This window comes from Jannaschia helgolandensis (assembly GCF_900109285.1).
In the GTDB taxonomy this organism is placed as follows: domain Bacteria; phylum Pseudomonadota; class Alphaproteobacteria; order Rhodobacterales; family Rhodobacteraceae; genus Jannaschia; species Jannaschia helgolandensis.
The window spans coordinates 304,136-330,180 of record NZ_FNZQ01000001.1 but is presented as its reverse complement, the minus strand read 5'-3'; the positions used below and the strand labels follow the sequence as shown (position 1 = coordinate 330,180).

The 26,045-nt window shown below is 62.9% G+C and carries 27 protein-coding genes; 14 read left to right on the top strand and 13 right to left on the bottom strand.

The window, feature by feature from the left end:
• Positions 1-84: 84 nt before the first annotated feature.
• Positions 85-1,410 (bottom strand): amidase, encoded by a 1,326-nt coding sequence (locus tag BMY38_RS01550; protein WP_092761066.1) that lies wholly within the window; start codon positions 1,408-1,410, stop codon positions 85-87.
• A gap of 85 nt (positions 1,411-1,495) precedes the next feature.
• On the opposite strand from BMY38_RS01550, the gene BMY38_RS01545 reads away from it, so the two are divergent.
• Positions 1,496-2,701 carry a UbiH/UbiF/VisC/COQ6 family ubiquinone biosynthesis hydroxylase gene (locus BMY38_RS01545; protein ID WP_092759123.1) on the top strand — a complete coding sequence of 402 codons (1,206 nt, stop codon included), beginning with the start codon at positions 1,496-1,498 and terminating at the stop codon, positions 2,699-2,701.
• 23 nt (positions 2,702-2,724) lie between these two features.
• Here the strand turns inward: BMY38_RS01545 and BMY38_RS01540 are convergent, their stop codons facing one another.
• From BMY38_RS01540 to BMY38_RS01515, 5 genes are all read right to left on the bottom strand, one after another.
• Positions 2,725-2,910 carry a Trm112 family protein gene (locus BMY38_RS01540; protein WP_092759121.1) on the bottom strand — a complete coding sequence of 62 codons (186 nt, stop codon included), beginning with the start codon at positions 2,908-2,910 and terminating at the stop codon, positions 2,725-2,727.
• A complete protein-coding gene (locus BMY38_RS01535) occupies positions 2,907-3,557 on the bottom strand; it encodes an LON peptidase substrate-binding domain-containing protein (protein WP_425431613.1) in 651 nt (216 codons plus the stop codon). The genes BMY38_RS01540 and BMY38_RS01535 overlap by 4 nt, the downstream gene beginning before the upstream one ends.
• 37 nt (positions 3,558-3,594) lie before the next feature.
• Positions 3,595-4,512 carry a thioredoxin gene (gene trxA / locus BMY38_RS01530; RefSeq protein WP_092759119.1) on the bottom strand — a complete coding sequence of 306 codons (918 nt, stop codon included), beginning with the start codon at positions 4,510-4,512 and terminating at the stop codon, positions 3,595-3,597.
• Positions 4,513-4,570: 58 nt separating this feature from the next.
• Positions 4,571-5,359 carry an exodeoxyribonuclease III gene (locus BMY38_RS01525; protein WP_092759117.1) on the bottom strand — a complete coding sequence of 263 codons (789 nt, stop codon included), beginning with the start codon at positions 5,357-5,359 and terminating at the stop codon, positions 4,571-4,573.
• Between the two features lie 747 nt (positions 5,360-6,106).
• A complete protein-coding gene (locus tag BMY38_RS01515) occupies positions 6,107-6,793 on the bottom strand; it encodes a response regulator transcription factor (protein WP_092759115.1) in 687 nt (228 codons plus the stop codon).
• Positions 6,794-6,957: 164 nt separating this feature from the next.
• Between BMY38_RS01515 and ribA the strand changes: the two genes are divergently transcribed.
• Together ribA and BMY38_RS01505 are read left to right on the top strand one after the other, a co-directional pair.
• Positions 6,958-7,998, top strand: coding sequence for a GTP cyclohydrolase II (gene ribA, locus BMY38_RS01510; RefSeq protein ID WP_092759113.1), 1,041 nt, complete (start codon positions 6,958-6,960; stop codon positions 7,996-7,998).
• Positions 7,998-8,531, top strand: coding sequence for a L,D-transpeptidase family protein (locus BMY38_RS01505; protein ID WP_092759111.1), 534 nt, complete (start codon positions 7,998-8,000; stop codon positions 8,529-8,531). Before ribA ends, BMY38_RS01505 begins: the two co-directional genes overlap by 1 nt.
• Here the strand turns inward: BMY38_RS01505 and BMY38_RS01500 are convergent.
• Positions 8,528-9,181, bottom strand: a complete 654-nt coding sequence (locus BMY38_RS01500) for a YggS family pyridoxal phosphate-dependent enzyme (protein WP_092759109.1) — start codon at positions 9,179-9,181, stop codon at positions 8,528-8,530. The genes BMY38_RS01505 and BMY38_RS01500 overlap by 4 nt on opposite strands.
• A 93-nt stretch (positions 9,182-9,274) precedes the next feature.
• Positions 9,275-10,366, bottom strand: a complete 1,092-nt coding sequence (locus tag BMY38_RS01495) for a porin (protein WP_092759107.1) — start codon at positions 10,364-10,366, stop codon at positions 9,275-9,277.
• Positions 10,367-10,650: 284 nt separating this feature from the next.
• Between BMY38_RS01495 and BMY38_RS01490 the strand changes: the two genes are divergently transcribed.
• The 8 genes from BMY38_RS01490 to BMY38_RS01455 all read left to right on the top strand — a co-directional run bounded on the left by BMY38_RS01490 (position 10,651) and on the right by BMY38_RS01455 (position 18,116).
• Positions 10,651-11,157: a DUF3576 domain-containing protein gene (locus BMY38_RS01490; RefSeq protein ID WP_092759105.1), complete on the top strand. Its 507-nt coding sequence runs from the start codon at positions 10,651-10,653 to the stop codon at positions 11,155-11,157.
• A 76-nt stretch (positions 11,158-11,233) separates the two neighbouring features.
• Positions 11,234-13,789, top strand: a complete 2,556-nt coding sequence (gene leuS / locus BMY38_RS01485; protein WP_092759103.1) for a leucine--tRNA ligase — start codon at positions 11,234-11,236, stop codon at positions 13,787-13,789.
• The gene (gene lptE / locus BMY38_RS01480) at positions 13,776-14,267 is read left to right on the top strand and encodes an LPS assembly lipoprotein LptE (RefSeq protein ID WP_175495734.1); all 492 of its coding nucleotides are present in this window, start codon (positions 13,776-13,778) and stop codon (positions 14,265-14,267) included. Before leuS ends, lptE begins: the two co-directional genes overlap by 14 nt.
• 10 nt (positions 14,268-14,277) lie before the next feature.
• Positions 14,278-15,258, top strand: coding sequence for a DNA polymerase III subunit delta (holA, locus tag BMY38_RS01475; RefSeq protein ID WP_092759099.1), 981 nt, complete (start codon positions 14,278-14,280; stop codon positions 15,256-15,258).
• Positions 15,259-15,303: 45 nt separating this feature from the next.
• The gene (locus tag BMY38_RS01470) at positions 15,304-15,891 is read left to right on the top strand and encodes a glutathione S-transferase family protein (RefSeq protein WP_092759097.1); all 588 of its coding nucleotides are present in this window, start codon (positions 15,304-15,306) and stop codon (positions 15,889-15,891) included.
• The gene (locus BMY38_RS01465) at positions 15,884-16,732 is read left to right on the top strand and encodes an NAD(P)-dependent oxidoreductase (RefSeq protein WP_092759095.1); all 849 of its coding nucleotides are present in this window, start codon (positions 15,884-15,886) and stop codon (positions 16,730-16,732) included. Before BMY38_RS01470 ends, BMY38_RS01465 begins: the two co-directional genes overlap by 8 nt.
• Complete coding sequence (gene otnC / locus BMY38_RS01460) at positions 16,729-17,376, top strand: 3-oxo-tetronate 4-phosphate decarboxylase (RefSeq protein WP_092759093.1); 648 nt, start codon at positions 16,729-16,731, stop codon at positions 17,374-17,376. The genes BMY38_RS01465 and otnC overlap by 4 nt, the downstream gene beginning before the upstream one ends.
• The gene (locus BMY38_RS01455) at positions 17,373-18,116 is read left to right on the top strand and encodes a hydroxypyruvate isomerase family protein (protein ID WP_092759091.1); all 744 of its coding nucleotides are present in this window, start codon (positions 17,373-17,375) and stop codon (positions 18,114-18,116) included. Before otnC ends, BMY38_RS01455 begins: the two co-directional genes overlap by 4 nt.
• Here BMY38_RS01455 and BMY38_RS01450 read toward each other — a convergent pair.
• The 3 genes from BMY38_RS01450 to BMY38_RS01440 form a co-directional block, all read right to left on the bottom strand.
• Complete coding sequence (locus BMY38_RS01450) at positions 18,107-19,294, bottom strand: TIGR03862 family flavoprotein (protein ID WP_424338051.1); 1,188 nt, start codon at positions 19,292-19,294, stop codon at positions 18,107-18,109. The genes BMY38_RS01455 and BMY38_RS01450 overlap by 10 nt on opposite strands.
• A 106-nt stretch (positions 19,295-19,400) precedes the next feature.
• A complete protein-coding gene (locus BMY38_RS01445; RefSeq protein ID WP_245737466.1) occupies positions 19,401-20,420 on the bottom strand; it encodes an AbrB family protein in 1,020 nt (339 codons plus the stop codon).
• The gene (locus tag BMY38_RS01440; protein WP_092759089.1) at positions 20,417-21,637 is read right to left on the bottom strand and encodes an argininosuccinate synthase; all 1,221 of its coding nucleotides are present in this window, start codon (positions 21,635-21,637) and stop codon (positions 20,417-20,419) included. The genes BMY38_RS01445 and BMY38_RS01440 overlap by 4 nt, the downstream gene beginning before the upstream one ends.
• 148 nt (positions 21,638-21,785) lie before the next feature.
• Here BMY38_RS01440 and BMY38_RS01435 point away from each other — a divergent pair, with 148 nt between their 5' ends.
• Positions 21,786-22,571, top strand: coding sequence for a hypothetical protein (locus BMY38_RS01435; RefSeq protein WP_092759087.1), 786 nt, complete (start codon positions 21,786-21,788; stop codon positions 22,569-22,571).
• Positions 22,564-23,796 (top strand): threonine ammonia-lyase IlvA, encoded by a 1,233-nt coding sequence (gene ilvA, locus BMY38_RS01430; protein ID WP_092759085.1) that lies wholly within the window; start codon positions 22,564-22,566, stop codon positions 23,794-23,796. Before BMY38_RS01435 ends, ilvA begins: the two co-directional genes overlap by 8 nt.
• A 22-nt stretch (positions 23,797-23,818) precedes the next feature.
• Here ilvA and BMY38_RS01425 read toward each other — a convergent pair whose 3' ends face one another.
• Complete coding sequence (locus tag BMY38_RS01425; RefSeq protein ID WP_092759083.1) at positions 23,819-24,130, bottom strand: Hpt domain-containing protein; 312 nt, start codon at positions 24,128-24,130, stop codon at positions 23,819-23,821.
• A gap of 131 nt (positions 24,131-24,261) precedes the next feature.
• Here BMY38_RS01425 and BMY38_RS01420 point away from each other — a divergent pair, with 131 nt between their 5' ends.
• Entirely contained in the window at positions 24,262-25,545 is a 1,284-nt protein-coding gene (locus tag BMY38_RS01420) for a PP2C family protein-serine/threonine phosphatase (protein WP_092759081.1), read from the top strand.
• A gap of 3 nt (positions 25,546-25,548) precedes the next feature.
• On the opposite strand, the gene BMY38_RS01415 is transcribed toward BMY38_RS01420, so the two are convergent.
• Positions 25,549-25,989 (bottom strand): NUDIX domain-containing protein, encoded by a 441-nt coding sequence (locus BMY38_RS01415; RefSeq protein WP_092759079.1) that lies wholly within the window; start codon positions 25,987-25,989, stop codon positions 25,549-25,551.
• Positions 25,990-26,045: the final 56 nt, after the last annotated feature.

The window sequence follows — 26,045 nt, the reverse complement described above, 5'->3', positions numbered from 1 at the left end:
ATAGCAAAGGGATGCGTCCAGGGTCCAACGAAAACCAATCGCGGTGTCTCGGGTGTGGCATTCGAGCCAGCGCAAAGGTCCGCGTCAGGCGAGGGCCGCCTCCATTGCCGCACCCAGACGCAGCAGGCGCTCCTCCTGCATCGGGGGGCATAGCGCCATGACCCCGCACATCGGAACGCCGGTCGGCAAGGTCAGGCCACACAGGCCCAGCATATTGCCAACGCGCGTGTTTCGAAGGGCCATCAGGTTTTCGGCGACGTAGTAGTCTTCGTCTGTCAACAGACGCTCGCGGTCGGGGGGCAGGATCGCGGCGGTCGGCAGGATCACGGCGTCGTACCCGGCGGTCGCAGTCAGATATTCGGCTTCGGCGGCCTGCCGCTTGCGCCGGGCGTCCAGCACATCGGCGGCGGCCACATCGCGCCCTTGCCGGAACCGTTCGAGGATTCGGTCGAACATCAGATGCGGGCTGGCCTCGATCACGTCGCGCCAGATGGCATAGCCTTCGGGCGCGAACAGCAATGGCGTCAGGTCCATGGCTTTGCCGACAGCCGCGATTTCGGCCCGTTCGATAATCGCTCCGGCTGCTTTGAAACGTTCGACCGCATGCTTGAAGGCAGCGCGGGGCGCATCGCGGCTGGTGTCGGCATAATCCGCCAGCACCAGCAGGCGTTTGCCCACCAGCGTCGCACCGTTCAGGTCGGCGGCAACTCCGCCCTCGATCAGCGCCAATGCCAGCGCCGCGTCCTCGACTGTGCGGGCCAGCGGGCCGATGGTGTCCATCGATTCGACCAGCGGCACCGCGCCCTTGACCGGCACGCGCCCCAATGTGGTCTTCAGGCCGACCAGATCGTTCCAAGCAGCCGGATTGCGCACCGATCCGCCGGTGTCCGACCCGATCGCGACGGAGGCCAGACCGAAGGCTACCGAAGTGGCGGCCCCGGATGACGATCCGCCGGGCACCAATGCGGCATCGTGCCGGTTCGGCGGCGTCGCGGTGACCGGGTTCAGGCCCAGACCGGAGAAGGCCAGTTCGCTCATGTGGGTTTTGCCAAGGCACACGGCGCCACCATGCGTCGCATTGGCCAGTACCACCGCATCGTCCTGCGGAACACGTCCCTTCAGAAGTGCAGTCCCGGCTTCAGTTGCCGTGCCAGCGCTGTCGAACAGGTCCTTCCAACTGATCGGGACACCGTCCAGGGGGCCGCGCCGTAACCCGTTGCGCGCGCGCGTCGCGGCGGCCCCAGCCTCGGCCCGCGCGCGGTCTTCGGTCAGGCGGGCATAGATCGTGTCGCGGTTCGTGTCGCCCGCGATGGCGGTCATATAGGCGTCGCAGAGCGCCTCGGGGTCAATGTCACCCGACGCGATGCCGCGCCCCAAATCGGCGGCGCTTGCCCACAACCAGTCCTGCATTTCTGTCTCCGTCATATCGTCGCGGATCACGCTAAAGACGTGGTCCGGGTTGGACAATGGCGCCTGACTGATCATATCTGAAACCATGAACGCAGATGCCCTTATCGTGGGCGGCGGGCTGACCGGCCCCCTGACCGCGCTTGCCCTGTCCCGTGCCGGGATCACCAGTCTCGTGCTGGACGCCCGACCCCGTGCAGATTTTGACGACGCCGCTTTCGATGGGCGGTCCTATGCGATGGCGCTGGGATCGGTGCGGTTGATGCGAAACCTTGGCTTGTGGGACGGGCTTGCCGCCGACGCTCAACCCATCATCGGCATCCGGGCCAGTGACGGCCGCGCGGGCGAAGGCGCGTCGCCGCTGCATCTGGCGTTCGACGCGGCCGAAATTGGCGAGCCGTTCATGGGTCAGATGGTCGAGGACCGGCACCTTCGCCCCGCCCTTCTGGCTGCCTGCGACGCTGATCCGCGGGTCGAGATGCGTTTTGGTGTGACTGTCACGGACCAGACTGCCGAAGGCGCGACTGTCCGGGTGCAGGCGGATGAGCCGCTGACCGGACGTATCCTGCTGGGGTGTGACGGACGGATTGGCGGCACGGCGAAACGTGCGGGCATCGGGCGAACGGGTAAGGGGTATGGTCAGACGGCGCTGGTTTGCGCGGTCGAACATGACCTGCCGCATGGTGGTATCGCGCATCAGTTCTTCATGCCGCCCGGCCCACTGGCGATTTTACCGCTGACCGGCAATCGCTCCAGCGTCGTCTGGACTGAAACCGATGCCAATGCCTCCGATCTGAACGCGCTGCCCGATGCTGAATATCTCGACATCCTGCGGCCCCGTTTCGGCAGCTTTCTTGGCGATCTGCGTCTGGCCGGGGGGCGGTATACCTATCCACTGGCGCTGAGTCTGGCCAATTCCTTCACTGCCGATCGCGTGGCGCTGGTGGGCGACGCGGCCCATGGCATCCATCCGATCGCGGGGCAGGGCCTGAACCTTGGCATCAGGGACGTCGCCGCTTTGGCCGATGTACTGGGCCGCGCGCGCGCGCGTGGCGAAGACATAGGTGCAGCAGATGTCCTGGCGCGATATCAGCGGTGGAGGCGGTTCGATACGTCGATGATGGGGTTTGCTACGGACGCGGTGAACCGGCTGTTTTCGAACGATAATCCGATCCTGCGGCTGGGTCGCGATCTTGGCATGGGGGCGATTTCCGCGATGCCCCCGGTGCGCCGACGGTTCATCCGCGAAGCGGCGGGGATCAGCGGCGATTTGCCCGAGTTGATGCAGGGCTGAACCGGCGCGTCCATCAAATCGCATCAATCCAGAACCCGTGCCTCGTCCACCAGCATGATCGGAATGCCGCCGCGGATCGGGTAAGCCAGCCGCGCGGATTTCGACACCAGTTCCTGCGCATCGGCATCATATGTCAGCGGACCTTGCGTCTGCGGGCAGACCAGCGCCTCCAGCATACGGCGGTCGTGGGTCGGGGCTGTCGGGGTCATTGCAGGATCTCCTCGCCCGCGCCGCCACCGCGCAGTGCGAACTCCATCAGCGTCACGACCGTTTCACGACGTGTGGCCAGAGATGGGGCTTCCAGAAGGGCTTGCTTCTCCTCCTGTTCGAACGGGCAAAGCATGGACAGGGAATTTATCAAAAGCTCCTCGTCCGCATCTTTCAGACTGTCCCAATCGGTCGATAGATCCTGCGCCTCGAAATAGCGATGCAGCAGTTTCAGAAATTGTGGGCGGTCGAACTTCTGGTCTACCTCGGGCTTGCCAAGATCGCGCTCGAATCCGTCCCAGCTGACGTCGGCCTGAAGGTAGGGCTGGAAGCCGCTGACTTCGCGCATGATGCGATAGCGGGACACCCCCGCCAGCGTGATCATATAGCGCCGGTCTTCGGTTTCGGACATTTGCGTCAGGCGTCCGGCGCATCCTATCGACTGCAATTCTCGACCATCCCCGGACTTCTGGGCACGGGGCTGGACCATGCCGATCAGGCGATGTTCGGTCTTGAGGCAATCGTCGATCATCTGAAGATACCGCGGCTCGAAAATGTGCAGTGGCAAGCGCGACCGGGGCAGCATCAGGGCACCGGGCAAGGGAAAGACGGGAATCGTCCGTGGCAGGTCCGAGGTGCGATACAACATCATCATCAGATAGGGCGCAGGGTGACTGTGAAAACCCTCACGCGAAGATCATCGACGACAAGCGACGGCGTCCCTTCAGGACCATGGGATCGGTCGGCTTGAGCGCATCGAAAATCGTGAAAAGCTGCGTCCGCGCGGCACCATCGTTCCACTCTCGATCACGACGGAACAAGTCCAGCAATTGGTCGATGGCAGCCTCGGTCTCGTCACTGGCGAGCAGGGCCGCAGCCAGATCGAAACGCGCCTGGTGATCGTCGGGATCGGCTTCGACCGCTGCCGTCAGTTCCGCGACGGGACCTGCATTCGTAGCCTGACGGGCCAGAACCAGTTGCGCCCGCGCCGCTTCCACTTCGGCGGATGCGGCGATGGCGGCAGGGGCGTCGTCAATCAGCACTTCGGCCTGATCCAGTTCGCCCAAGGCCAGATGCGCCCGGATCAGACCACCATAGGCTGCGACATTCTCGGGCTCCTCGCCCAGAACGGCGGCAAAGGTCTGGGCCGCGTCGACGGCCTCGCCATTTTCGAGCATTTCTTCTGCGGCGGTGACCGCCTCGGCCAGACCATCGTCTTCCGCGCCACCGCCCAACGCCGCCGTGCGTTTGACGAACTCGGCGACTTCGTTGGCAGAAACTGCACCCTGGAAGCCGTCGACAGGTTTGCCCTGCCAAAAGGCATAGACTGTCGGGATCGACTGGATTTGCAGTTGCGCCGCGATCTGCTGGTTCCGATCGACATCGACCTTGGCCATTTTGACCGCACCCTTTGCGGCGGTAACGGCCTGTTCAAGTTGCGGGCCCAGCGTCTTGCACGGACCGCACCATGGCGCCCAGAAATCCACGATGACCGGCGTTGTCATCGAGGCTTCCACGACTTCTGCCATGAAGGTTGTTTCTTCCACGTCGCGGATCAGGTCGGTGGGGGCATCGGTCTTTTGCGGCTGGCCGAATTCGAGCATGGGGCGCACTCCTCAGGTTTAATGGCTATATGCGCGGTGTGGCGCACCTTTCCAAGGTCTAGAGGTCGAAGGTCGCCAACACCGGTGCATGGTCTGACGGCTGAGTCCACCCGCGGACGTCGCGCAGAATACGGGATGAATGCGCGGCATTGCTGATATCGGGCGTGGCCCAGACATGATCCAGCCGCCGTCCCTTGTCCGCCGCATCCCAGTCAGATGCTCGATAGGACCACCAGCTGTAGAGGTTGCCATCGGGAATGTCGGCGCGGGTGACGTCGACCCAGTTGCCTGCGTCCTGCGCCTGGGCCAGAGCCTCTACTTCGATGGGGGTGTGGCTGACTATTTTCAGCAGTTTCTTATGATCCCAGACGTCGTCTTCGCGCGGGGCGATGTTCAGATCACCCACCAGAATCGACTTTTGCGGGACAGCGCTGTGAAAGGCGTCGCGCATATCCGACAGGTAATCCAGCTTCTGCCCGAACTTCTCGTTGATGAGACGGTCCGGCTTGTCACCGCCCGCAGGGACATAGAAATTGTGGATCGCTACGCCGTTTTCCAGTCGCCCGGCGATGTGCCGCGCGTGGCCCAGATTCGCATGATCTTCCGCGCCCGCTTCCTTGATCGGCAGCTTCGACAGGATCGCTACGCCGTTGTAGCCCTTCTGCCCGCGCGCAACCATGTGGCGATAACCCAGCGCCGTGAACGCCTCGCGCGGGATCTTTTCGACCGGACTTTTGCATTCCTGCAGGCACAGGATATCGGGTTGGTAATCAGACAGAAACCGCAGGACGAGAGGTTCGCGAAGGCGAACCGAATTGATGTTCCAGGTGGCAAGGGTGAAGGGCATTACGGTGTCCTTTGGCTGAATATTACGGTTATGCCGGGCGGCAAGCCAAGGGACCACCCCCGGATCGTGTGTTTGCAAACCGGCTTTTATTACGGTTTTTCCCGCAATTCTCACGTGTCGGCGAGGCCGGGACCGGGCAAACGCCGAAGACGAATGACCCCCTGACATCGGGCGCCTTCCGTCCCGGAGCGCATCCGGTTAGACGCGACGCATCCCCTGTCCCCGCTTGCTCACAGCATCACCCCCCGTCGGGTCGCCCGCGATGGCGATTGCAGCGCTCTGTGGGGTTGCCTTCCTGCTCGGCTCGGCCGAAGTGCTGCGCGACAACGCGGCCCAGACCGTATTGCCGGCAGTGATCGCACGAGAAGACCTGGAATCCGCCAATGGTCAGATGTGGTCGATCGAGACAGTCGCGGGACATTTCATTGGTCCGCCCTTGGCCGGTGTGCTGATCGCCCTGGGTTCTGGGTCTGGGGTCGGTGGGATATGGCCTGCTTCTGACGGCGGAGGCGTTCGGCGGCGTGACCGGGGGTATTGTGGCGCCGCGTCTGGCCCGGTGGTTGGGCGGAACAGTCAGTCTGCGACCCAAAAGAAACCCGGGCATAAAGCCCGGGCGAGTCCAACAGGGAGGTTGCATCTGAAATCCCGCAGATGCGCCGGTATCTCTAAATCTTAATGCCTACTCAAAGTTAACGTAAGGTTAATTTCCCAATTGGAAACAGTCCGCAACTTCCTGTGGCATCCCCATCACGCCATAAGCCTGTATCCGCCGCTTTCCGTCACCAGCAAACGGGCATTTGAGGGATCGGGCTCGATCTTCTGACGCAGGCGATAGATATGCGTCTCCAGCGTGTGGGTCGTGACGCCAGCATTGTATCCCCAGACCTCATGCAGCAGCACGTCGCGCGCCACCGTGCCGTCGCCGGCGCGATACAGGAACTTGAGTATATTGGTTTCCTTCTCGGTCAGACGAATCTTCTTCTCGTCCTCGGTCAGGAGCAGTTTCATCGACGGCTTGAAGGTATACGGGCCAAGCGTGAATACGGCATCTTCGGATTGTTCGTGTGTCCGAAGTTGCGCGCGGATGCGGGCCAGAAGGACGGGAAACTTGAACGGCTTGGCAATATAGTCGTTCGCGCCCGCATCCAGACCCAGAATGGTGTCGGCATCGGTATCATGCCCGGTCAGCATGACGACCGGACACTTGATGCCCTGCTTTCGCATCAACCGGCACAATTCGCGCCCGTCGGCGTCGGGCAGACCCACGTCCAGCACAATCAGATCGTAGAGCTGTTCCTTGGCGCGGGCCATGCCCGTCGCCCCCGAATCCGCCTCGAACACGTCGAAGTCTTCGGTCATCACCAGTTGTTCCGCCAGCGCGTCGCGCAGATCGTCATCGTCGTCGACCAGCAGGATTTTCTTCAGATTGGCCATCGGTGCCTCCGTCATTCCGTTGCGTCATTGGTGCCTGCGGATTGCGCCGCAGGGAAGTCCGGCCTGCACGTCTCACGCCGACGTGTCGCCAACGGGCGAAATGTTTCATATGTGCAAAAGGACCGGCGATCAGCCGACCCAATTGTTACAGGAACTCACGCGCGATGCTCTCGCCCACACCGTCCGAAATTCTCGCCCGTGCCCGCGCCGACCTGCGAACCGGCCTGCCGGTGGCCATCGGCGGTGTGCTTCTGGCTTCGGTCGAAACTGTATCGACCGAACGTCTGGCGGCAATGCGGGCGGCGGGCGAATTGATACTGACGATCTCGGGGCGTCGGGCCGAAACATTGAAGGCGCGCGCCTACGATGGCGATGTCGCACGCGTGGCGGTGCCCGAGGAGGCCGACGCCGCGTGGCTGCGGGCCGTCGCCGATCCGGCGAACGACCTGCGATCACCGATGAAAGGCCCCTTGCGCACCCTGCGCGATGGCGACCCGGTGCCATGGCGGGCGGGGGTGACGCTGGCCAAGGCCGCGCATCTGCTGCCCGCCGTGGTGGGAATCGTCGCACCACCGCCACCGGGCATTACGCAAGTGCCGCCGGATGTCACGCTGACCGCGACAATGACCGAAGTCGCCGCCGCGCGCGTTCCGCTTGCCATCGAACGGGCCAGCCGGGTCCATGTCTTCCGTGAAGGTAGTGGCGGCGAAGAACATTACGCCGTCGAGATTGGCAGGGTCGACCGGTCCGCCCCGGTCCTGGTCCGGTTGCATTCCGCGTGTTTCACGGGCGATGTCCTGGGGTCGGTCAAATGCGATTGCGGTCCGCAACTGCACGCTGCGATGGACGCAATGGCGGCGGCGGGCGGCGGCGTCCTGCTCTATCTCAATCAGGAAGGACGGGGCATCGGGCTGGCCAACAAGATGCGCGCCTACGATCTGCAGGACCAGGGGTTCGATACCGTCGAAGCCAATCACCGTCTGGGATTCGAGGATGACGAACGGGATTTCCGGCTGGGGGCAGGCTTGCTCAAGCGGATGGGCATCGGGTCGGTGCGGCTGATGACGAACAATCCGCGCAAGCTGGCGATGATGATGGCGCAGGATGTCGATGTCGCGGAGCGGGTTCCACTGCACGTCGGGCGAACACCGGAAAACGCAGGCTATCTGGATGTGAAGCGCGCGAAGTCGGGGCATCTGGAGTGATGCGGCCGGCACGGGCCTCCGGCGGGAATATTTCGGGAGCAACGACCGGCGACCTGGTGCTGGGGCCGACGGGCGTGCATTTTCTCGGGCGACGGTTTCCCTGCACCATCGGGCGTGGCGGCGTTGTCGCCGACAAGCGCGAGGGGGATGGCGGCACGCCCGTCGGGGCGCATGAGATCATCGGCGTGCTGTATCGACCCGACCGGATGACGCCCCCGGTGCCATGGGCCAGGCCCATCGGCCCGCGCGACCTGTGGTGCGATGATCCGGCGCAGCCTGAATATAACCACAGGGTCCGTGCGCCCTTTGGCGCGTCTGCCGAGGCGCTTCGCCGGGCCGACCCCCTGTATGATCTGGTGATCCTGACGGATTGGAACTGGCCCGTCGCCCGTCCGGGGCGCGGATCGGCCATATTCCTGCATCGCTGGCGCAGGCCGGGCTATCCGACCGAGGGCTGCGTCGCCTTCGACCCCGCGCACCTGCGCTGGATCGCTGCGCGCCTCACGCCCCGGACCCGGCTGATCGTGCGCTAGCCCGCGACCCGCGCGCCAAAGATCGCCGACCCCACCCGCACATGCGTCGCGCCCAGCGCAATCGCCTGTTCGAAGTCGGCGGACATGCCCATCGACAGACCCGACAGGCCGTTGCGCGCCGCGATTTTGGCCAGCAGCGCGAAATGCAGCGACGGGGTTTCGTCGGCAGGCGGGATGCACATCAGGCCCAGCACCGGCAGGTCGAGGCCGCGCACCTCGCGGATGAAGGCGTCGGCCTCTGACGGGGACACGCCCGCTTTCTGGTCTTCCTCGCCGGTGTTGACTTGCAGGAACAGGCCGGGACACCGCCCCATCTCTTGCGCCATGTCGGCGATGCGGCGGGCCAGTTTGATGCGGTCGATGGAGTGGATCGTGTCGAACAATTCCATCGCCGGGCGCACCTTGTTCGATTGCAGCGGTCCCAGCAGATGCAGTTCGACCCCGCCATAGGCGTCTTTCCACGCGGGCCATTTGCCCTGCGCTTCCTGCACCCGGTTCTCGCCAAAGATACGGTGCCCGGCGTCCAGCACGGCCTCGACCCGTTCGGGGGGCTGCACCTTGCTGACGGCGATCAGCGAGACTTCGGCGGGGGAGCGGTCGGCACGGGCGCAGGCGGCGCGGATGCGGGCGATGATCTCGGGCAGGGACATGGGGGTCAGGCTTTCGGCTTGGATGACCCATGTGCCAAAAAGAAAAGAGCGGGCGCAAGGCCCGCTCTCTCCTGTAACCCTGATCCGGTTGGATCAGAAGTTCATGCGAACGCCGAAGGAAGCGCGGTCGAAGTCGGTATCGACGCCAGCGGCATCGGTAATGGTGCTGTCGCTGTAACCGAACTGAACCGAAGCGCCGCCACCCAGGTCGTAACCGACCGTCAGGCCGTAGCCGTCGGATTCGATACCGGAGTCATGATCATACTTGCCGTAGTTCAGGCTGGCCGAGATGGCACCCGTGGTATAGCCGATGCCGACGCCGATCTGGTCGGTGTCTTGACCCGGAGTAATGATGCGGTTTTCGATAATGTTTCCGTCAGCAACTGAGTTGGGGACGTAGTTTTCGAAAGTCATATACGACAGGCCGACGTTGAAACCGGCGATCGAACCGGTGACCGACAGACCAATCGTGTCGAGATCAACCTCATTTCCACTTGTCGTCTCTGTGACCGAAGCGGTCTGGTAACCAAGACCCAGTCCGATTTCGCTGCCGCCCAGATCGAGCTGATACTTGAAACCGATGCCGAACACGTCGTCGCTCAGCGCTTCGTTATAGTTGGTGCCCGCGTCGTCCGCAGTGGCATCATTGAGTTCAGCCGACAGGGCCACGCCGAAGTCGCCGAAGGAATAGTCGTAGCGAAGGATCTGACCGTCATACAGGCCGTCAAGACCGGAGTTGCCGTTGTAACCGCCGTGGACGGTTTCGTCGTCGTTGAGCGAACCGGAGTTGAAGGCAACCTGGGTCAGGGCCCATTCCAGCGCACCGTCGGTGTCACCGGCGGTCAGGGTGCCGAAGGCGCCCGAGAGAAAGATGGTCTCGCCACCCTGCGTGCTGCCACCGAAGGCGCCCGAAGGATCGCCGTCCGACTCGTCCAGGTCGATGCTCGCACCGAAGGTCAGGCCGCCGTCGGTTTCGCCCGACATGGTGAAGGTGACGTCGATGTCGGTGAAGAAGCCGGTTTCACCGTCGACCCTGGTGAAAGTTCCCCCAGCGGTGTTCGTATTCTGGTCGACCGAGTCAGCGTTGAAGATACCCATTTCCGCGTTACCGGAGAGCGTGACTTCGGCCGAGGCGGCGCCCGCGAAGGCGACCAGGGCGGTCGAAGCGAAGAGAACGTTTTTCATTTGTTTTCCCTCGTGTTTCAGATCGTCCCCACCACGAGAATCGCGTTGGGCGTATTCGTCATTTCAACTATCGGGCCGTCCCTCGCAAGAAAGGCACGGTGGATAGCCCGGTTTTCGCAAAATCCATGGTGCTTTCGTGCCACAGTGCTGCCACGGGTGCCCTGATCGTGCCTCAGTCTGCCGGAAGGTGTGGCCCGGTTGCGCCGGGATGCCTTGTTCGGGCGCCCTCAGATGGGTTAGGCAGGTCGCAATCGTAAACGGGACTAACGCACACGGGGGCGGACATGGGCGGCAAGAGGATGCTGCGGGGGATTTCGGTACTGACCGTTCTTTCGCTTCTGGCAGGATGTGGCGGCGCAATCTTCGGGGGTGAAGGCGCCCGCGAAAGTGCCGCGCGACAGGAAAACGGCCGCACCATCGCGCGGGCCAAGCGCAGCAATGCGCTGCAATCTTCGGTGTTCGACCTGTTCAGCAACGCCGACGATCCGAATGTCACGCTGGAGGTGAACCGCTACCTCTGGGCGGCGTCGCTGGATGTGCTGTCGTTCCTGCCGGTGCAGAACGCCGATCCGTTCTCGGGCGTGATCCAGTTCGGCTATGGCACGCCGCCGGGCGGTGGTCGCGCCTATCAGGCGACCGTGCTGATTCAGGACCCGGCGCTGGACGCGCGCAGCCTGAACGTCGCGTTGCGCACGCGGGGCGGGGCGGTCAGCCGCGAAACCCAGCGATCCATCGAAGACGCGATCCTGACCCGTGCCCGCCAGCTTCGCGTTCGCGACAGCGGTCTGTAAATCAGGCACGACAAACTGCAACGATGTGACCGGCGCGTCGGCCCGCGGGCCCCGTGCTGGCCCAGGGGACCGATCCATGACCGCCGAAATATCCGAATACGATACCGCCAGGATCGAGGCGAAGTGGCAGGCCGCCTGGGATCAGGCCGACCTGTTCCGCGCCACCCGCAGCGCCGCCCCCAAGTATTACGTGCTGGAGATGTTCCCCTATCCGTCGGGCCGTATCCACATCGGGCACGTCCGCAACTATACCATGGGCGATGTCATCGCGCGGTATAAGATGTCGTCCGGTTTCAACGTGCTGCACCCGATGGGCTGGGACGCCTTCGGAATGCCCGCCGAGAATGCCGCGATGGCGTCGGGCGGCCATCCGAAGGACTGGACCTACCAGAACATCGACGTGATGCGCGGGCAGATGAAGCCTCTTGGTCTCAGCATCGACTGGTCCCGCGAATTCGCCACCTGCGACCCGGAATACTACGGTCAGCAGCAGGCTCTTTTCCTCGATATGCTGGACGCCGGGTTGGTCTATCGCAAGAACGCCACCGTCAACTGGGACCCGGTCGACATGACCGTCCTGGCCAACGAACAGGTCGAGAACGGACGTGGCTGGCGGTCTGGCGCAGAGGTCGAGCGGCGCGAACTGACGCAATGGTTCTTCAAGATCAGCGACATGGCCGAGGACTTGCTGGACGGGCTGACCAGCCTGAAGGACTGGCCCGAAAAGGTCCGCCTGATGCAGGAAAACTGGATCGGCAAGTCGCGTGGGTTGCAGATGATTTTCCCGATGACGACGCCGGTCCATGGGCAGGATGGCATCGAAGTCTACACCACCCGTCCCGATACCCTGCGCGGCGCGTCCTTCATTGCCATTGCTCCCGAACACCCGCTGGCGAAAGCGCTGGCCGAGGACAACGCGGATCTGGCTGCCTTCGCCGCCGATGTCCGTAAGGGTGGAACGACCGAGGAAGCGCTTGAAAAGGCGGAAAAGCGCGGTTTCGACACCGGGCTGACCGTCGATAACCCGTTGGGCGGCACCCTGCCTGTCTGGATCGCGAACTTCGTCCTGATGGACTATGGCACCGGCGCGATCTTCGGCTGCCCGGCACACGATCAACGCGACCTGGACTTTGCCCGCAAGTACGACCTGCCCGTCATCGACACGTTCGTCGCCGTTCAGGACGGCCACCCCGTCACGACCGAGGCGTTCACTCCGCCCAAGACCGAGGCGGTGCGTTGGCTCGACCATCCGACCGGCCTGGATATTACCACCGGGCAGGCTGCCATCGCTGCGACAATCGACTGGGCCGAGGCCAAAGGACTGGGCACAGGCAAGACCCAATACCGTCTGCGCGACTGGGGCCTGTCGCGGCAACGCTACTGGGGATGCCCGATCCCTGTCGTGCATTGCGACGCCTGCGGTGTCGTCCCCGAAAAGAAGGAAAACCTGCCCGTCGTCCTGCCCGACGACGTCACCTTCGACGTGCCCGGAAACCCGCTGGACCGGCACCTTTCATGGCGCGACACGCCTTGCCCGAACTGCGGCAAACCGGCCCGGCGCGAAACAGACACGATGGATACCTTCGTCGATTCATCGTGGTATTATGCCCGCTTCACCGCGCCCCGCGCCAAAACGCCGACCGATCTGGATGATGCAGCCTACTGGATGAATGTCGACCAATACATTGGCGGCGTTGAACACGCGATTCTGCACCTGCTCTATTCCCGCTTTTTTGCCCGCGCGATGGGCAAGACCGGCCATTTGCCGCAGGGAACTGAAGAGCCGTTCAAGGCTCTGTTCACCCAAGGCATGGTGACGCACGCGATTTTCCAGACCCGCGACGACAAAGGTCGACCGGTCTATCATCTTCCGGAAGACGTTGACCTGGACAGCAAGACCGTCCGAGCCACGGGCGAAACCATCGAAATCATCCCCTCTGCCAAGATGTCCAAGTCCAAGCGCAACGTCGTTGATCCACAGGACATCATCTCCAGCTACGGAGCAGATACGGCCCGCTGGTTCGTCCTGTCCGACTCGCCGCCCGAGCGCGACGTCGAATGGACAGCGTCCGGAGCCGAGGCGACGTTCAAACACCTGCGCCGCGTCCACCGGCTGGCCACCGATATTGCCCGTGCGGATCGTGCTGCGAACGCTGCCGACACCGACCTGGCCCGCGCCACGGCCCGCGCCATCCACGAAGTCACCGAAGGCATCGAAGGCTTCGCCTTCAATAAATCCGTAGCCAAGCTCTACGAATTTACCAACACGCTGCACAAATCCGACGCGGGTGCGCAGGCGCGCCGCGATGCAATGAAGATACTTGCGCAACTGATGGCACCGATGACGCCCCATTTGGCCGAGGAAATCTGGTCGATGATGGGCGGAGAAGGGTTCGTGCTGAACACGCCCTGGCCCAAAGCCGATCCGGGGCTTCTGGTTGAGGATGCGATCCTCCTGCCCATCCAGATCAACGGCAAGAAGAAATCCGAACTCTCGGTGTCCAAAGATATGCCAAATGCAGAAGTCGAGGCGCTTGTGCTGGGCGATACCATCGTTCAGCGCGCGTTGAATGGCGGGCAGCCGAAGAAACTCATCATTGTGCCGGGGCGGATCGTCAATGTCGTTATCTAGGCGCTTTCTCGTCGCTGCGTTGGCGTCTGCCACGCTGTCGGCGTGTGGATTCACCCCGGTCTACGGCCCGTCCGGAGGCGGGTCGGCCCTGCGAAACGCCATCCGCACGACCGAGCCTGATACCGACCTGACCTTTGCCTTCGTCCGTCAGTTCGAAGAACGGCTCGGCCGCCCAAGCGCCCCGCGCTGGGATCTGGACTATACTATCCTTACGACGTCCGAAGCGCTGGCCATCGATGGATCGAACAACATCACCCGGTATAATATCGAGGGCACCCTGCAATGGACTCTGACGCCTGTTGGCAGCAACACCGCCGTTTTGACGGGACGTGAAACGGACTTCACCAGTTATTCAGCGACCGGATCGAATGTTTCGACGCTGGAATCAAAACGCGATGCCCAGCGTCGTCTCGCCCGGATACTGGCCGACAGCGTGGTGTCGCGCCTGCTGGCCGAGGCCGCGACCCTCTCGCAATGAAGGTTCAGCCATGAACCTGCGGGGGCCCGCCGCGATCAGGTTCTTTGCCAAGCCCGACCCGGGCACGGCCGGAGCACTGATCTATGGTGGCGATGCCATGCGGGTCGCGCTCAAACGTCAGGAATTGATCGCAAACCTGACAGGACCGGGGGCCGAGGAGGAGATGCGCCTGACGCGGATGACCGGAGGCGAGGCGAAATCCGACCCGACCTCGGTTCTGGACGGGTTGAAGGCGGTCGGCATGTTCCCCGGCATCCGCGTCGTATTCGTCGACGGTGCCACCGAACTGCAGGCCGGTCCGATCCTTGCCGCGCTTGACGGCTGGTCGAAGGGGGACGCGGCGCTGGTGGTAACGGCGGGCGCTCTCAAGAAGACATCGAAGCTGCGTAAGGCATTTGAATCCCACCCCAGTGCGGTTGCTGTCGGCCTCTACGACGATCCGATGGGCCAGGAAGAGATTGACGCCGCCCTTGCTGCGGAAGGCCTGACGCTTTCATCCGAGGCGCGCCGCGACATCGACGCGCTGGCCGCCGCCCTCGATCCCGGCGACTTCCGCCAGACACTGACCAAGATCTCTCTTTACTGCGGGACGGAGCCTGTGACGCCAGAAGTCATCACCCTGATGGCCCCTGCCACCATCGACGCCGAAATGGACGAGGTTATTCTTGCCGCAGGGGATGGCGATGCCGGGGCGATCGGGCCGCTGATGCAACGCCTGACGGGACAGGGGGTCGCGCCGGTGACGCTGGCGATCTTCGCGACACGCCACTTTCAACAGTTGCATGGGCTGGCGAACGGCACGGCGCAGGCCTGGGGCCCGAACCGCGATACGTTGCAACGTCAGGCGCGATCCTGGGGCAGTGCCAGGTCCGAACAGGCGCTGGCACTTCTGATGGAGACCGACCTGACCTTGCGTTCCGCGTCCCGCGCCCCTCAGATGGCGGTGATGGAACGGGCGTTGATCCGGCTGGCGATGATGGTGCGCAGCTGAGCGTTATCTCAGAATGCGAAAAGATCGGGTTGGAGTTATCCCAGAATGTACAAACTCTATGGAAATATCCGGACCCGGACGATGCGAACGCTCTGGATACTGGAGGAGCTTGAGCTTCCCTATACTCTGATCCAGGCCGATCCGCGCTCTCCCGAGGTGCGAGCCGTTTCACCGCTGGGTAAGGTTCCGGTTCTGGAAACCTCCGAGGGCATGATCTACGATTCCGTCGCACAGATGACTTATCTGTCCGACAAGCACGGCGGCTTCACGCACCCCGCCGGAACCTATGCCCGCGGTCGACAGGACGGGTTTACCAACACCATAAACGAGACGTTCGACGCGGTGCTCTGGGATTTTGCCAAGCACAGTTTCGTCCTGCCGGAGCAACATCGGGTCGAGGCCGTCAAGCCCAGTCTGAAATGGCAATTTTTACAATACTCCAATGTGATGGCAGATCTTCTCGGAGATCGTCCGTTTCTGATGGGGGACGACCCAGTGGTGCCCGATATCCTGTTGGCGCATTGCTGTAGCTGGGCGTTGGGCCGCGGGTTTGACGTGCATGAAATACTGCACAGGCATATGAAAACAATGCGGGCTCGGCCTGCATTCAGGAGGGCAATGACGCATGACTAACATTGGAATTTGGGGTCTCGGATCCATGGGGCTCGGCATGGCGCAATCGCTCGTAAAGGCGGGGCTGCCGACGGTTGGGCATGACCCGCGCGGCGTTGTCCTGGATGGCGCGGCAGACCTTGAGACCGGGGAACTTGATATCGCTGTTATCGTTGTCCTTAACGCCGCGCAGACCGAAAGCGTCATCGATGCAATCCTGCCAAGCTTGCGGGCCGGTGCCGTCGTCGTGGCCTGCGCCACGGTGTCACCCGCATTCGCGCGCGACATGGCAAGCCGTTGCAAGGCCAGGGAAGTCCTCTACCTCGACGCGCCCATATCCGGTGGCGCGGCCCGTGCTGCACAGGGCGATCTGAGCATCATGGCCAGCGGCCCGAACGCCGCTTTCGATACCGCGCAGCCGGCTTTGGATGCCATGGCTCGCACCGTCTTCAGGATGGGCGAGGAGGTCGGCGCAGGCTCCGCGATGAAGGCCGTGCATCAGGTTCTGGCAGGCACCCATATTGCCACCATGGCCGAGGCGATGGTCTTCGGCATCACCCAGGGCATTGACCCCGCGCGGTTCATGGAAGTCCTTCCGCAATGCGGCGGCACATCGTGGATGCTGGAAAATCGGGGTCCGCATATCCGCGACGGCGATTACACACCGCATTCCGCCGTCGAGATCTGGATCAAGGATCTGGGCATCATCAACGAAATCGCGACAGATGCCGCCATCGACCTGCCGATGGTTCAGGCCGCGTTGGGCGGGTATCGCAAGGCAGTCGAAATGGGATTGGGGCGCGAGGATGATGCCGCCATCGCCAAGGTCTATGCCGCGCAGGCCGGCGTGAAGCTTCCGTGAGCTCAGAGGCGCGCCTGCGCGAACAGATGTGCGTCTTGGCGAAATCCCTGTTCGATCGGGGGCTGACGCATGGATCGACCGGCAATATCTCGGCCCGGACCGAGGACGGCGGGATGCTGGTGTCGCCCACCGGGACCAGCTTCGGGCGGCTGGACCCCGGACGGCTGGCGCGGTTCGATGCAAATGGCAGCCATTTGAGCGGTGACCGTCCGACCAAGGAAATGCCTTTGCATTCTGCGTTTTACGATACACGTGGCACGACCGGCGCGGTCGTCCACCTGCATTCCTGCCATTCCGTCGCGCTGTCTATGTTGCACGAACCTGGCGAAGATTTCCTGCCACCGCTGACGCCCTATGCGGTCATGCAACTGGGTCGCGTGACGCTGCTGCCGTTCTTCCTGCCGGGCGATCCGGCAATGGGGCAGGCGGTGCGGGGACTGGCGGGCAAACGCACCGCCGTCATGTTGGCAAACCACGGACCCGTCGTGGCGGGCAGGGACGTCGAAGCCGCCTGCAACGCCATCGAGGAATTGGAGGCCACGGCGCAACTGGCGCTGATGACGCGCGGCCTGAACCCGCGCGGGCTGACCGATGCGCAGGTTCGTGACGTCGTGACCAAATTCGATGTGGAGTGGGATGGATGAAGTTTTCAGCTAACCTCGGCTTTCTGTGGACGGATCGTCCGTTGCCCGACGCCATCCGCGCGGCCCATGCGGCGGGTTTTGTCGCGGTTGAATTCCACTGGCCTTATGACACGCCAGCCGAAGACGTTCGCGCGGCGCTGGACGAGACGGGTCTGACGGCGCTGGGCGTTAACACGATCAGGGGCGAGGGGAACGGGCTGTCCGCCCTGCCGGGCCACGAGGCCGAGGCGCAGGCCGCAATCCAGCAGGCAATCGCCTATGCCCGCGCGATCGGATCAGGGGCCGTGCATGTCATGGCTGGCTTTGCAGAAGGACTGCAAGCCGATGCCACCTTTGTCGAAAATTTGCGCTTCGCCTGCGATCATGCGCCCGAAATGACGATCCTGATCGAGCCGTTGAACCATCACGATGCCCCCGGATACTTCCTGACGACATCGGCGCAGGCGCGCGACGTGATCGAACGGGTGGATCGGGCGGGCGTCAAACTGATGTTCGACTGCTACCACCTGCAAATCATGGGCGGCGACCTGACGCGGCAGTTGCGCGATTGCCTGCCGGTGATCGGCCACATCCAGTTTGCCAGCGTGCCCGAGCGGGGTGCACCGGATGCGGGGGAACTGTCTTACGATCACGTCTTCGCCGAAATCGCGCGGCTGGGATGGGAAATGCCTTTGGGGGCAGAATACAAGCCCGACAGCGACACCGACGCGACGCTGGGCTGGATGGCACGCTACCGCTGAGATTTGGCGAAATTCGCCGCATGCCGCCCGGCCCAGTGCCCGGTCGCGAGGCAGGCGGTCAGAAGATAGCCGCCGGTCGGGGCTTCCCAATCCAGCATCTCGCCTGCCGCGAATGTGCCGGGACGGGCTTCGATCATCAGCGCGTCATCCATCGCCGACCAGCGCAGGCCGCCCGCAGTGGAAATTGCCTCGTCCAGCGGGCGAGGGCCGCGCAGGGGCACGGGCAGATGCTTGATCAACGGGGAGAGATCGGCGGGCAACGGCCTTCCGAATTCGTGCAACAAAGCGATCTGCACCGGCGTCAGACGCAGCGCCTTTCGTAGGCGGTTCGGCAGGCTGTCCTTGCCCGGCGGTTCCAGCCGGTCGCGGACCTGCGCAGGCGTCATGTCCGGCTTCAGGTCAAGCGCCAGCTGCGCGCCGTCGCGCAGGGCGGGGGTCAGGGGATACAGGCCACCCCCCTCAAGCCCCTTTGCAGAGATAGTGATTTCTCCTCGATGTGTTTTGCCGTCGACGATCAGTCCTGAGTTTTTCACCGCCGCGCCGAAATGGCGGTCCATGTGCGATGACCAGTCGACGCGGAAGCCGACGTTCGACGGGGCGAAAGGAGCAACGTCGTCCAGCAACGCGGCCCATTCGCCGTCCGATCCCAGCCTGCGCCACGATGCGCCGCCAAGCGCAAGGACCGTGGCATCCGGCAAAGCCGTCGTCCCGTCCGAGAAGGTCAGCGCCGCGCCGTCCCACCCCGTCCAGCGCGCGCGACGGTGCAGGGTAACGCCTAACTCATCCAGACGCGCAAGCCAGGCCCGCAACAGGGGCGATGCCTTCATGACATCGGGAAAAACCCGCCCGGTCGAGCCGACGAAAGAGGCCTGCCCCAAGCCGTCCATCCAGTCGCGAACTTGCAACGGCCCGAGTGCCGCGATCATCGGGTTCAGCGGGGGGCAGGCGTAGACGTCGGCGAATTGATCATCGGCCCGCGTGATGTTCAGGCCGGATTTGCCTGCCATCAGGAACTTGCGCGCCGGGCTGGGCATCTGGTCATAGATTGCGACGCTGCATCCCGCCCGAGCCGCCGCTTCGGCCGCCATCAGGCCTGCCGGACCCGCGCCGATCACAGCGACGGTTGCTTTTGGGGCGGCATATTCCATCCTGCGCGGCATGTCAGAAGGCGGCGACATGGAAAAGGTCTGGATTGATTAAATCGACCTCTCCTCCTCGAATGGCAGGGCAATGCGTCATGGCCCTCATCACGTCTGACGGAACCCGATGGCGCAGGATGGTCGGTCAGCGCAGGAAGCGGAAGATCAGCGGCGCGCCGACGATTACGATTACGATACGCAGAACATGGTGCAGGATGACATAGGCAACATCCGCCCCGGCAACGATGGCGAGAACGGCCATTTCTGCCTGTCCGCCGGGCGCGAAGGCCAGGATCGCATCCAGAGGCGGGGCCAGGCCCATGATAAGAGCGGCTTCGGCGAAGACGAAGGCCACGCCCCCTAGAATGGCCGCATGGCCCAGGCCTGCCCCCAGGATTCGGCGAACCTCGGTCAGCGTGATACCGGTATATTTCACTCCGACGGCGAGACCGATGAAAAACTGTGCCGCCATGATCGCTTCGGCCGGGGGGCGGTGCTCGATCACGCCTGTCAGGGCCAACGCCGCCGTCAGGATCAATGGCCCCAGAATCGATGCGCCGAACATTCCGATCCGGCTGGCGACCTGCCAACCGGCGATACCGGAGACCACCATGATCGCCATTTCGGGCCATGGCAGAGAGGAGGCGGGCGCGCCGGGGGGCAAGGTCAGGTCTATACCCCATGCCAGCCACAGGAGCAGCGGCAGGATCGTCACGATCAGCAGGACGCGGGTAGCATGTAACAGCGACATGGCACGGGGGTCGCCGCCCGCCTCCTCGCCGAACAGCAGCATATCCTGCAAGCCGCCGGGCATAGCCGAATAGAATGCGGTCGGGGCATCGAATCCGGCGACCCGGCGCAGGAACGGATAGCCCAGAACGCCACAAACCAGCAGGAACAGCGGAACCAGGGCCAGCGACACAAGCATGTCTCCCATCTGGACGATGACCGCGGGCGTGAAGGATGCGCCGACCGCGACACCCAGGATCGTCCGCATCGCGTTCGTCAGAGGTGACCAACTGGACAGTTTCAGGCCCGCCAGCGCGGCGACCAGACAGGCCAGCATGGGGCCCAGCAAAAAGGGCAGCGGAAGACCCGCTGCCCTGAATACGATCACGCCGGATACGCCGATGGCGAAGGTCAGCGCGATGCGTCCAAGGTTCACTTCGCGACGCGTTTGTTGCGGTTGGCCACCAATTTCAGGCGCAGCGCATTCAGGTGGATGAACCCCTTGGCGTCGCGTTGATCATAGGCCCCGGCGTCATCTTCGAAGGTGACATGCGCCTCGGAATAGAGGCTGTGATCGGACCAGCGGGCGACGGTGCGGGCGCTGCCCTTGTAGAGCTTCAGGCGGACTGTGCCCGATACATGTTCCTGCGATTTGTCGATCAGCGCCTGCATCATCTCCCGCTCGGGCGAGAACCAGAAGCCGTTGTAGATCAGCTCCGCATAGCGCGGCATGATGCTGTCCTTCAAGTGACCCGCACCGGCATCCAGTGTGATCTGTTCGATACCGCGATGCGCTTCCAGAAGCAGCGTGCCGCCCGGCGTCTCGTAGATACCACGGGATTTCATGCCGACGAAACGGTTTTCCACCAGATCCAGAATACCGATCCCGTGCTTGCCACCCAACTCGTTCAGTTTGGTCAGGATTGTCGCGGGGGACATCGCCTCGCCGTCTATGGCGACGGCATCGCCGCGTTCAAACGTGACTTCGACCATCTGCGCTTCGTCGGGTGCGTCTTCTGGGCGCGTCGTCCGCTGAAGCACGTAATCGGGGGCCTCTTCGCCGGGGTTTTCCAGAACCTTGCCCTCGGACGAGGTGTGCAGAAGGTTCGCATCAACGCTGAACGGGGCTTCGCCGCGCTTGTCCTTGGCGATCGGGATCTGATGCTTTTCGGCGAAATCGATCAGCTTCGTGCGCGACGACAGGTCCCACAGACGCCACGGCGCGATGACCTTGATGTCCGGGTTGAGAGCATAGGCCGCCAACTCGAACCGGACCTGATCGTTGCCCTTGCCCGTCGCACCATGGGCCACGGCATCGGCGCCTTCATCGGCGGCGATCTCCACCAGCCGTTTGGAGATCAGGGGCCGCGCGATGGATGTGCCCAGCAGATACAGCCCCTCGTACAGCGCGTTGGCCCGGAACATCGGGAAGACGAAATCGCGGACGAATTCCTCGCGCAGATCTTCGATGTGAATGGCCGAAGCGCCCATCATTTTGGCTTTGGCGCGGGCTGGCTCCAACTCCTCGCCCTGACCCAGGTCGGCAGTGAAGGTTACGACGTCGCAGCCATATTCCGTTTGCAGCCATTTCAGGATGATCGAGGTGTCCAGTCCGCCCGAATAGGCAAGCACGACTTTCTTGGGGGCGTCCATGGGTGTCTCCGATATGTCGCCGACGGCGTAGGACAATCGCCGGGCACCTGCAAGGCACGCAGGGTGAAGGCAACGCGGCGAACAGACGACATTGACGCCAGCGGGCCCGCAGGCATAGGCCTTGCTCCGAACGACGAGGGAGGTCCGGATGCTCGGCTGGAAATTGTTTCTACGCGCGGTGATGTTGATTATCGACAACCTTGGCGATGCGTTGCGGCTGTCGGCGGTTCCCTATCTGCTGGTCGTGGCTGTCACCGTCTGGCTTTCGGTCAGCTACCCCGAATGGATCGGCGCGACAGGTTTCGACCCGGACAACATGCCACCCGCGGGGTTCCTTGGTGGTCAGATGCTCGTGCTTTTGGCCAATATGACCGCGACGATCTGGATTGCCGTGAACTGGCATCGCTATGTGTTGTTGTCCGAAACCTTCGACGGATGGATGCCGGCGTTTCGCGGCCCGGAGATGCTGGGCTATCTGGGACGATCGTTGCTTGTCGGTGTGATCATGCTGCTGGGAATCTTTCTGACGTCGCTCGTTATAAACCTTGTCGTCGGAATGCTGGCCCCGCCCTTGGCCGGGATGTTGGCGGGAACGGGCGGTTTGTTCATCGGCATGATCCTGTTCTACCGCCTAGCGCTGGTCCTGCCCGCCGGAGCCATCGGCCAGCCGATAACCCTGAGCCAATCGCTGGAGGTGACCCGAAATCATGTGGGCACGGTGCTGGTGTTGGCGATTTTGACAGTCGGTTTCACCCTGATGCTGCAACTGCCCGCGCTGATCGATGGGGGTGGGGCCGATGCGACGGCGGATGCCGGGCCGGGGATCATCACCGTGATCTATCAACTGGTCATCGGTTGGATCGGCCTGATCCTGGGGGTTGGTACGTTGACGGCGCTGTACGGTCATCTGGTCGAAGGCCGTCCGGTTGACTGATTTTGCATCCCGCGCGCAGGCAGCGACTCTGGCCATGCGCGACGTTTTTCCGCCCACGCCTCTGGCCAGAAACGAATATCTGTCGGATCGGTTCGGGGCCGATATCTGGCTCAAGCGGGAAGATCTGACGCCGGTGCGCTCCTACAAACTGCGCGGCGCGTTCAATGCGATGCGAAAGTTGGGCGGCGGGCGTGTTGCCTGCGCCAGCGCGGGCAATCACGCGCAGGGCGTGGCCTGGATGTGCCGCCATCTGGGCGTTGACGGAGTGATTTTCATGCCGGTCACGACGCCGGGCCAGAAAATCGACAAGACCCGTCTGTTCGGGGGCGACCATGTGGAAATCCGCCTGATCGGCGATTTCTTCGATGCCACGCTGGCCGCAGCGCAGGCATTCTGCGCGGAGTCGGGGGCGCACTTCCTGTCGCCCTTCGACGACAACGACGTGATCGAAGGCCAGGCTTCCGTCGCGGTCGAAATGCTGGACCAGATGCCCGATGCGCCCGACCTGATCATATTGCCGGTGGGCGGCGGCGGATTGTCGGCGGGGATGCTGGCGTATTTCCGGGCCATCGGAACAACGCCGGACATACGATATGTAGAGCCTGCGGGCGGGGCCAGCCTGACCGCGGCACTTGCGGCCGGTGAGCCGGTCACTTTGCCGACGCTGGACAGTTTCGTCGATGGGGCTGCCGTCGCCCGGATCGGCGTACGCCCCTTTGACATTTTGCGACAGGTGCCGCCACAGCATGTCCTGCGTATCCCGGAAAACAGACTTTGCATTACAATTCAGGAGATGCTGAACACAGAAGGCATCGTGCTGGAGCCAGCGGGAGCGCTGTCGATCGACGCGCTGCGCGACCTGGGACCCGAGATCGAAGGGCGGCGCATCGTATGCATCGCCACCGGCGGCAACTTCGATTTCGAGCGTTTGCCGGATGTGAAAGAACGCGCAATGCGGTTTGCCGGCCTGAAGAAATACTACGTCCTGCGGATGCCGCAGCGCCCCGGAGCATTGCGGGATTTTCTGGATATTCTCGGGCCGGATGACGACATCGCGCGATTCGAATATCTCAAGAAATCTGCCCGCAACTTCGGCAGTGTCCTGATTGGAATCGAGAGCCGCGAGCCACAGGCCTTCGCGCAACTGGAAACGCGGATGGCGGAACTGGGCATGGCGGCCCGCGACCTGACCGATGACCCGCTTCTGGGCGAACTCGTGATCTGATCATTTCTTCCGGTCGGATGGATTACGCAAGACTATCCGTGACCTCCGCCATCGTGTGGTCCAGCACATCGCGAAAGCGATCGGCACAGTCATCGCGGCTGGACGCTGCACGGCAAGTCATTTTCCCCGCCACATCCGCCACGCCGCTCAGCCCGATATTGAGCGCGCCACTGCGCAGAAAATGAATCGCACGCGCGTGATCTTCCTCCGTCAGGCCCGCCGCGATCTGTGCCAGAGTTGCCCGCGCCTCCTCCAGGTAGACCGAGACGATGCAAGACAAGTCTTCCGCGCCAATTTCGGCCTGCAATTCAGCAATGCGCTCAGTGTCGATCATGCGGTCGTCTATCGCAGCGAGGTCATAAGATAATGTTAACTGCCACAGTCCGATTGTTTCGATTTGTTTTCTTCACCTGGCGTTAATGCTGGCGGTGCACATCTGCCGGATGTGAACGATGACGCGGACCGATGATCAGATCTGAACCCGATATGCCGCCTCCAGCGCAGGACAGACTGCGAGTGCTGATCGTGGACGACAGCGAATCGCAGCGGCAGTTGCTGGCCTGCGTTCTGTGCCGAATGGATCTGGACGTCACTATGGTCGCTGACGCGGCCCAGGCGTTGTTCCTGTGCATGACCGATGAAGGGGCAGATATCGGAATGGTTCTCAGCGATTGGCAGATGCCGGGCATGGATGGGCCCGACTTCTGCCGCGCATTCAGACAGTTGGCCCGCGATGATTATGCCTATTTTATCTTGATGACCTCCGAGACGGATCGCTCGAAAAAGGCCATTGGGCTGGAGGCAGGGGCAGACGATTTCGTGACGCGACCGCTGGATCTGACCGAACTTCGGGCACGCATCAACACGGGTCGCCGCATCCTGGATATGCAGGAGGCGCTGCTGCACCGAAACCACGAGGTTCATACGACGTTACGCGACCTGACCACTTTGCATGACGCGATGGACCGCGATCTGGCGGAAGCGCGAAAGCTGCAGATGGCATTCATTCCCGATCGAAACCATCACTTCCAAGGGTCGGACCTGTCGCTGCGATTGGTCACCTCGGGGCAGATCGGTGGCGACCTTGTCGGCTATTTTCCGATTTCGGACACGCGAATTGGTCTCTACTCCATCGACGTGTCCGGGCACGGTGTCGCGTCGGCCCTTCTGACGGGGCGGCTTGCGGCCTTGTTCTCGTGGAACTCGCGGCGGGCAAACATCGCCTTTCGGTCCAACGGGCGCGATGTCTACAACCCCGAAGTGGTGATGGAGCGTCTGAACAGTTTCATGCTGTCGGAAATGGAATCAGACATCTATTTCACCGCCGTCCTCGCCTATGTCGATACCGTCACGGGGCAGGTCGTCTTCTGTCAGGCGGGCCATCCGCATCCGTTGATCCGGCGCGCGGACAGCACGGTCGAACAGGTCGGTGACGGCGGTCCGCCCGTCGGCCTTCTGCCTGGTCTTGCCTTCGACTGCACCACGGTCCAGCTGAATCCAGGCGATGCTTTTCTGACCTATTCGGATGGTCTGACAGAATGCGCCGATACCTGGGGCGACATGCTGGAGGAGGAGGGGCTGATGAACCTGTTGTCGGCTATTCCCGACGGGGCCGAAGCCGCGGTCGACAGTATCGAAGCGGCCTTGCGCAACCATTCGGGCATCAATGATTTCGAAGATGACATTTCCATGCTGCTGTTCCGTTACGAAACCGCTTCGGCGTCGAAACGTGGCTTGGCGGCGGGGTAGCCGTCAGCCAAGCCGATGCATCAGAAGGCGGCGACTTCCATCGCTGGCCAGCCCCGCGATGGCCGCCCGCCATGGCATCCAGACAGCGGAATGGCATGCCTCGCTTGGATGACCCCGCCGCAATCCCGGTCGACCCAGATAGAGGTGGCACAGCTTTGCGGCATGAAACCCATAGTCGCTCATCCATGTGAAATCGCGGAACACGCCCAGCTTACGGGTCAGGATGGCGGAATATCCTGTCTCCTCCCGCAATTCGCGGATCAGTGCGGGCAGGGGCGATTCGCCGGGATCGATCCCGCCACCGGGCAGTTGCAGTTCGTCGATGTCCGCCGTGACCTGCCGCGTCAGAAGCATCTTTCCGTCGCGGATCAGCACCGCATAGGCTCCCGGACGATGTCGATAGACGGTGCCGGGGCGGGGTGCGCGGCCAAAGCGTGGGATCATGGGGTTGGTCCTGCGGTTGCTGTGCCTATATGTTCCTGTCAATGCCAGTCCCGGAC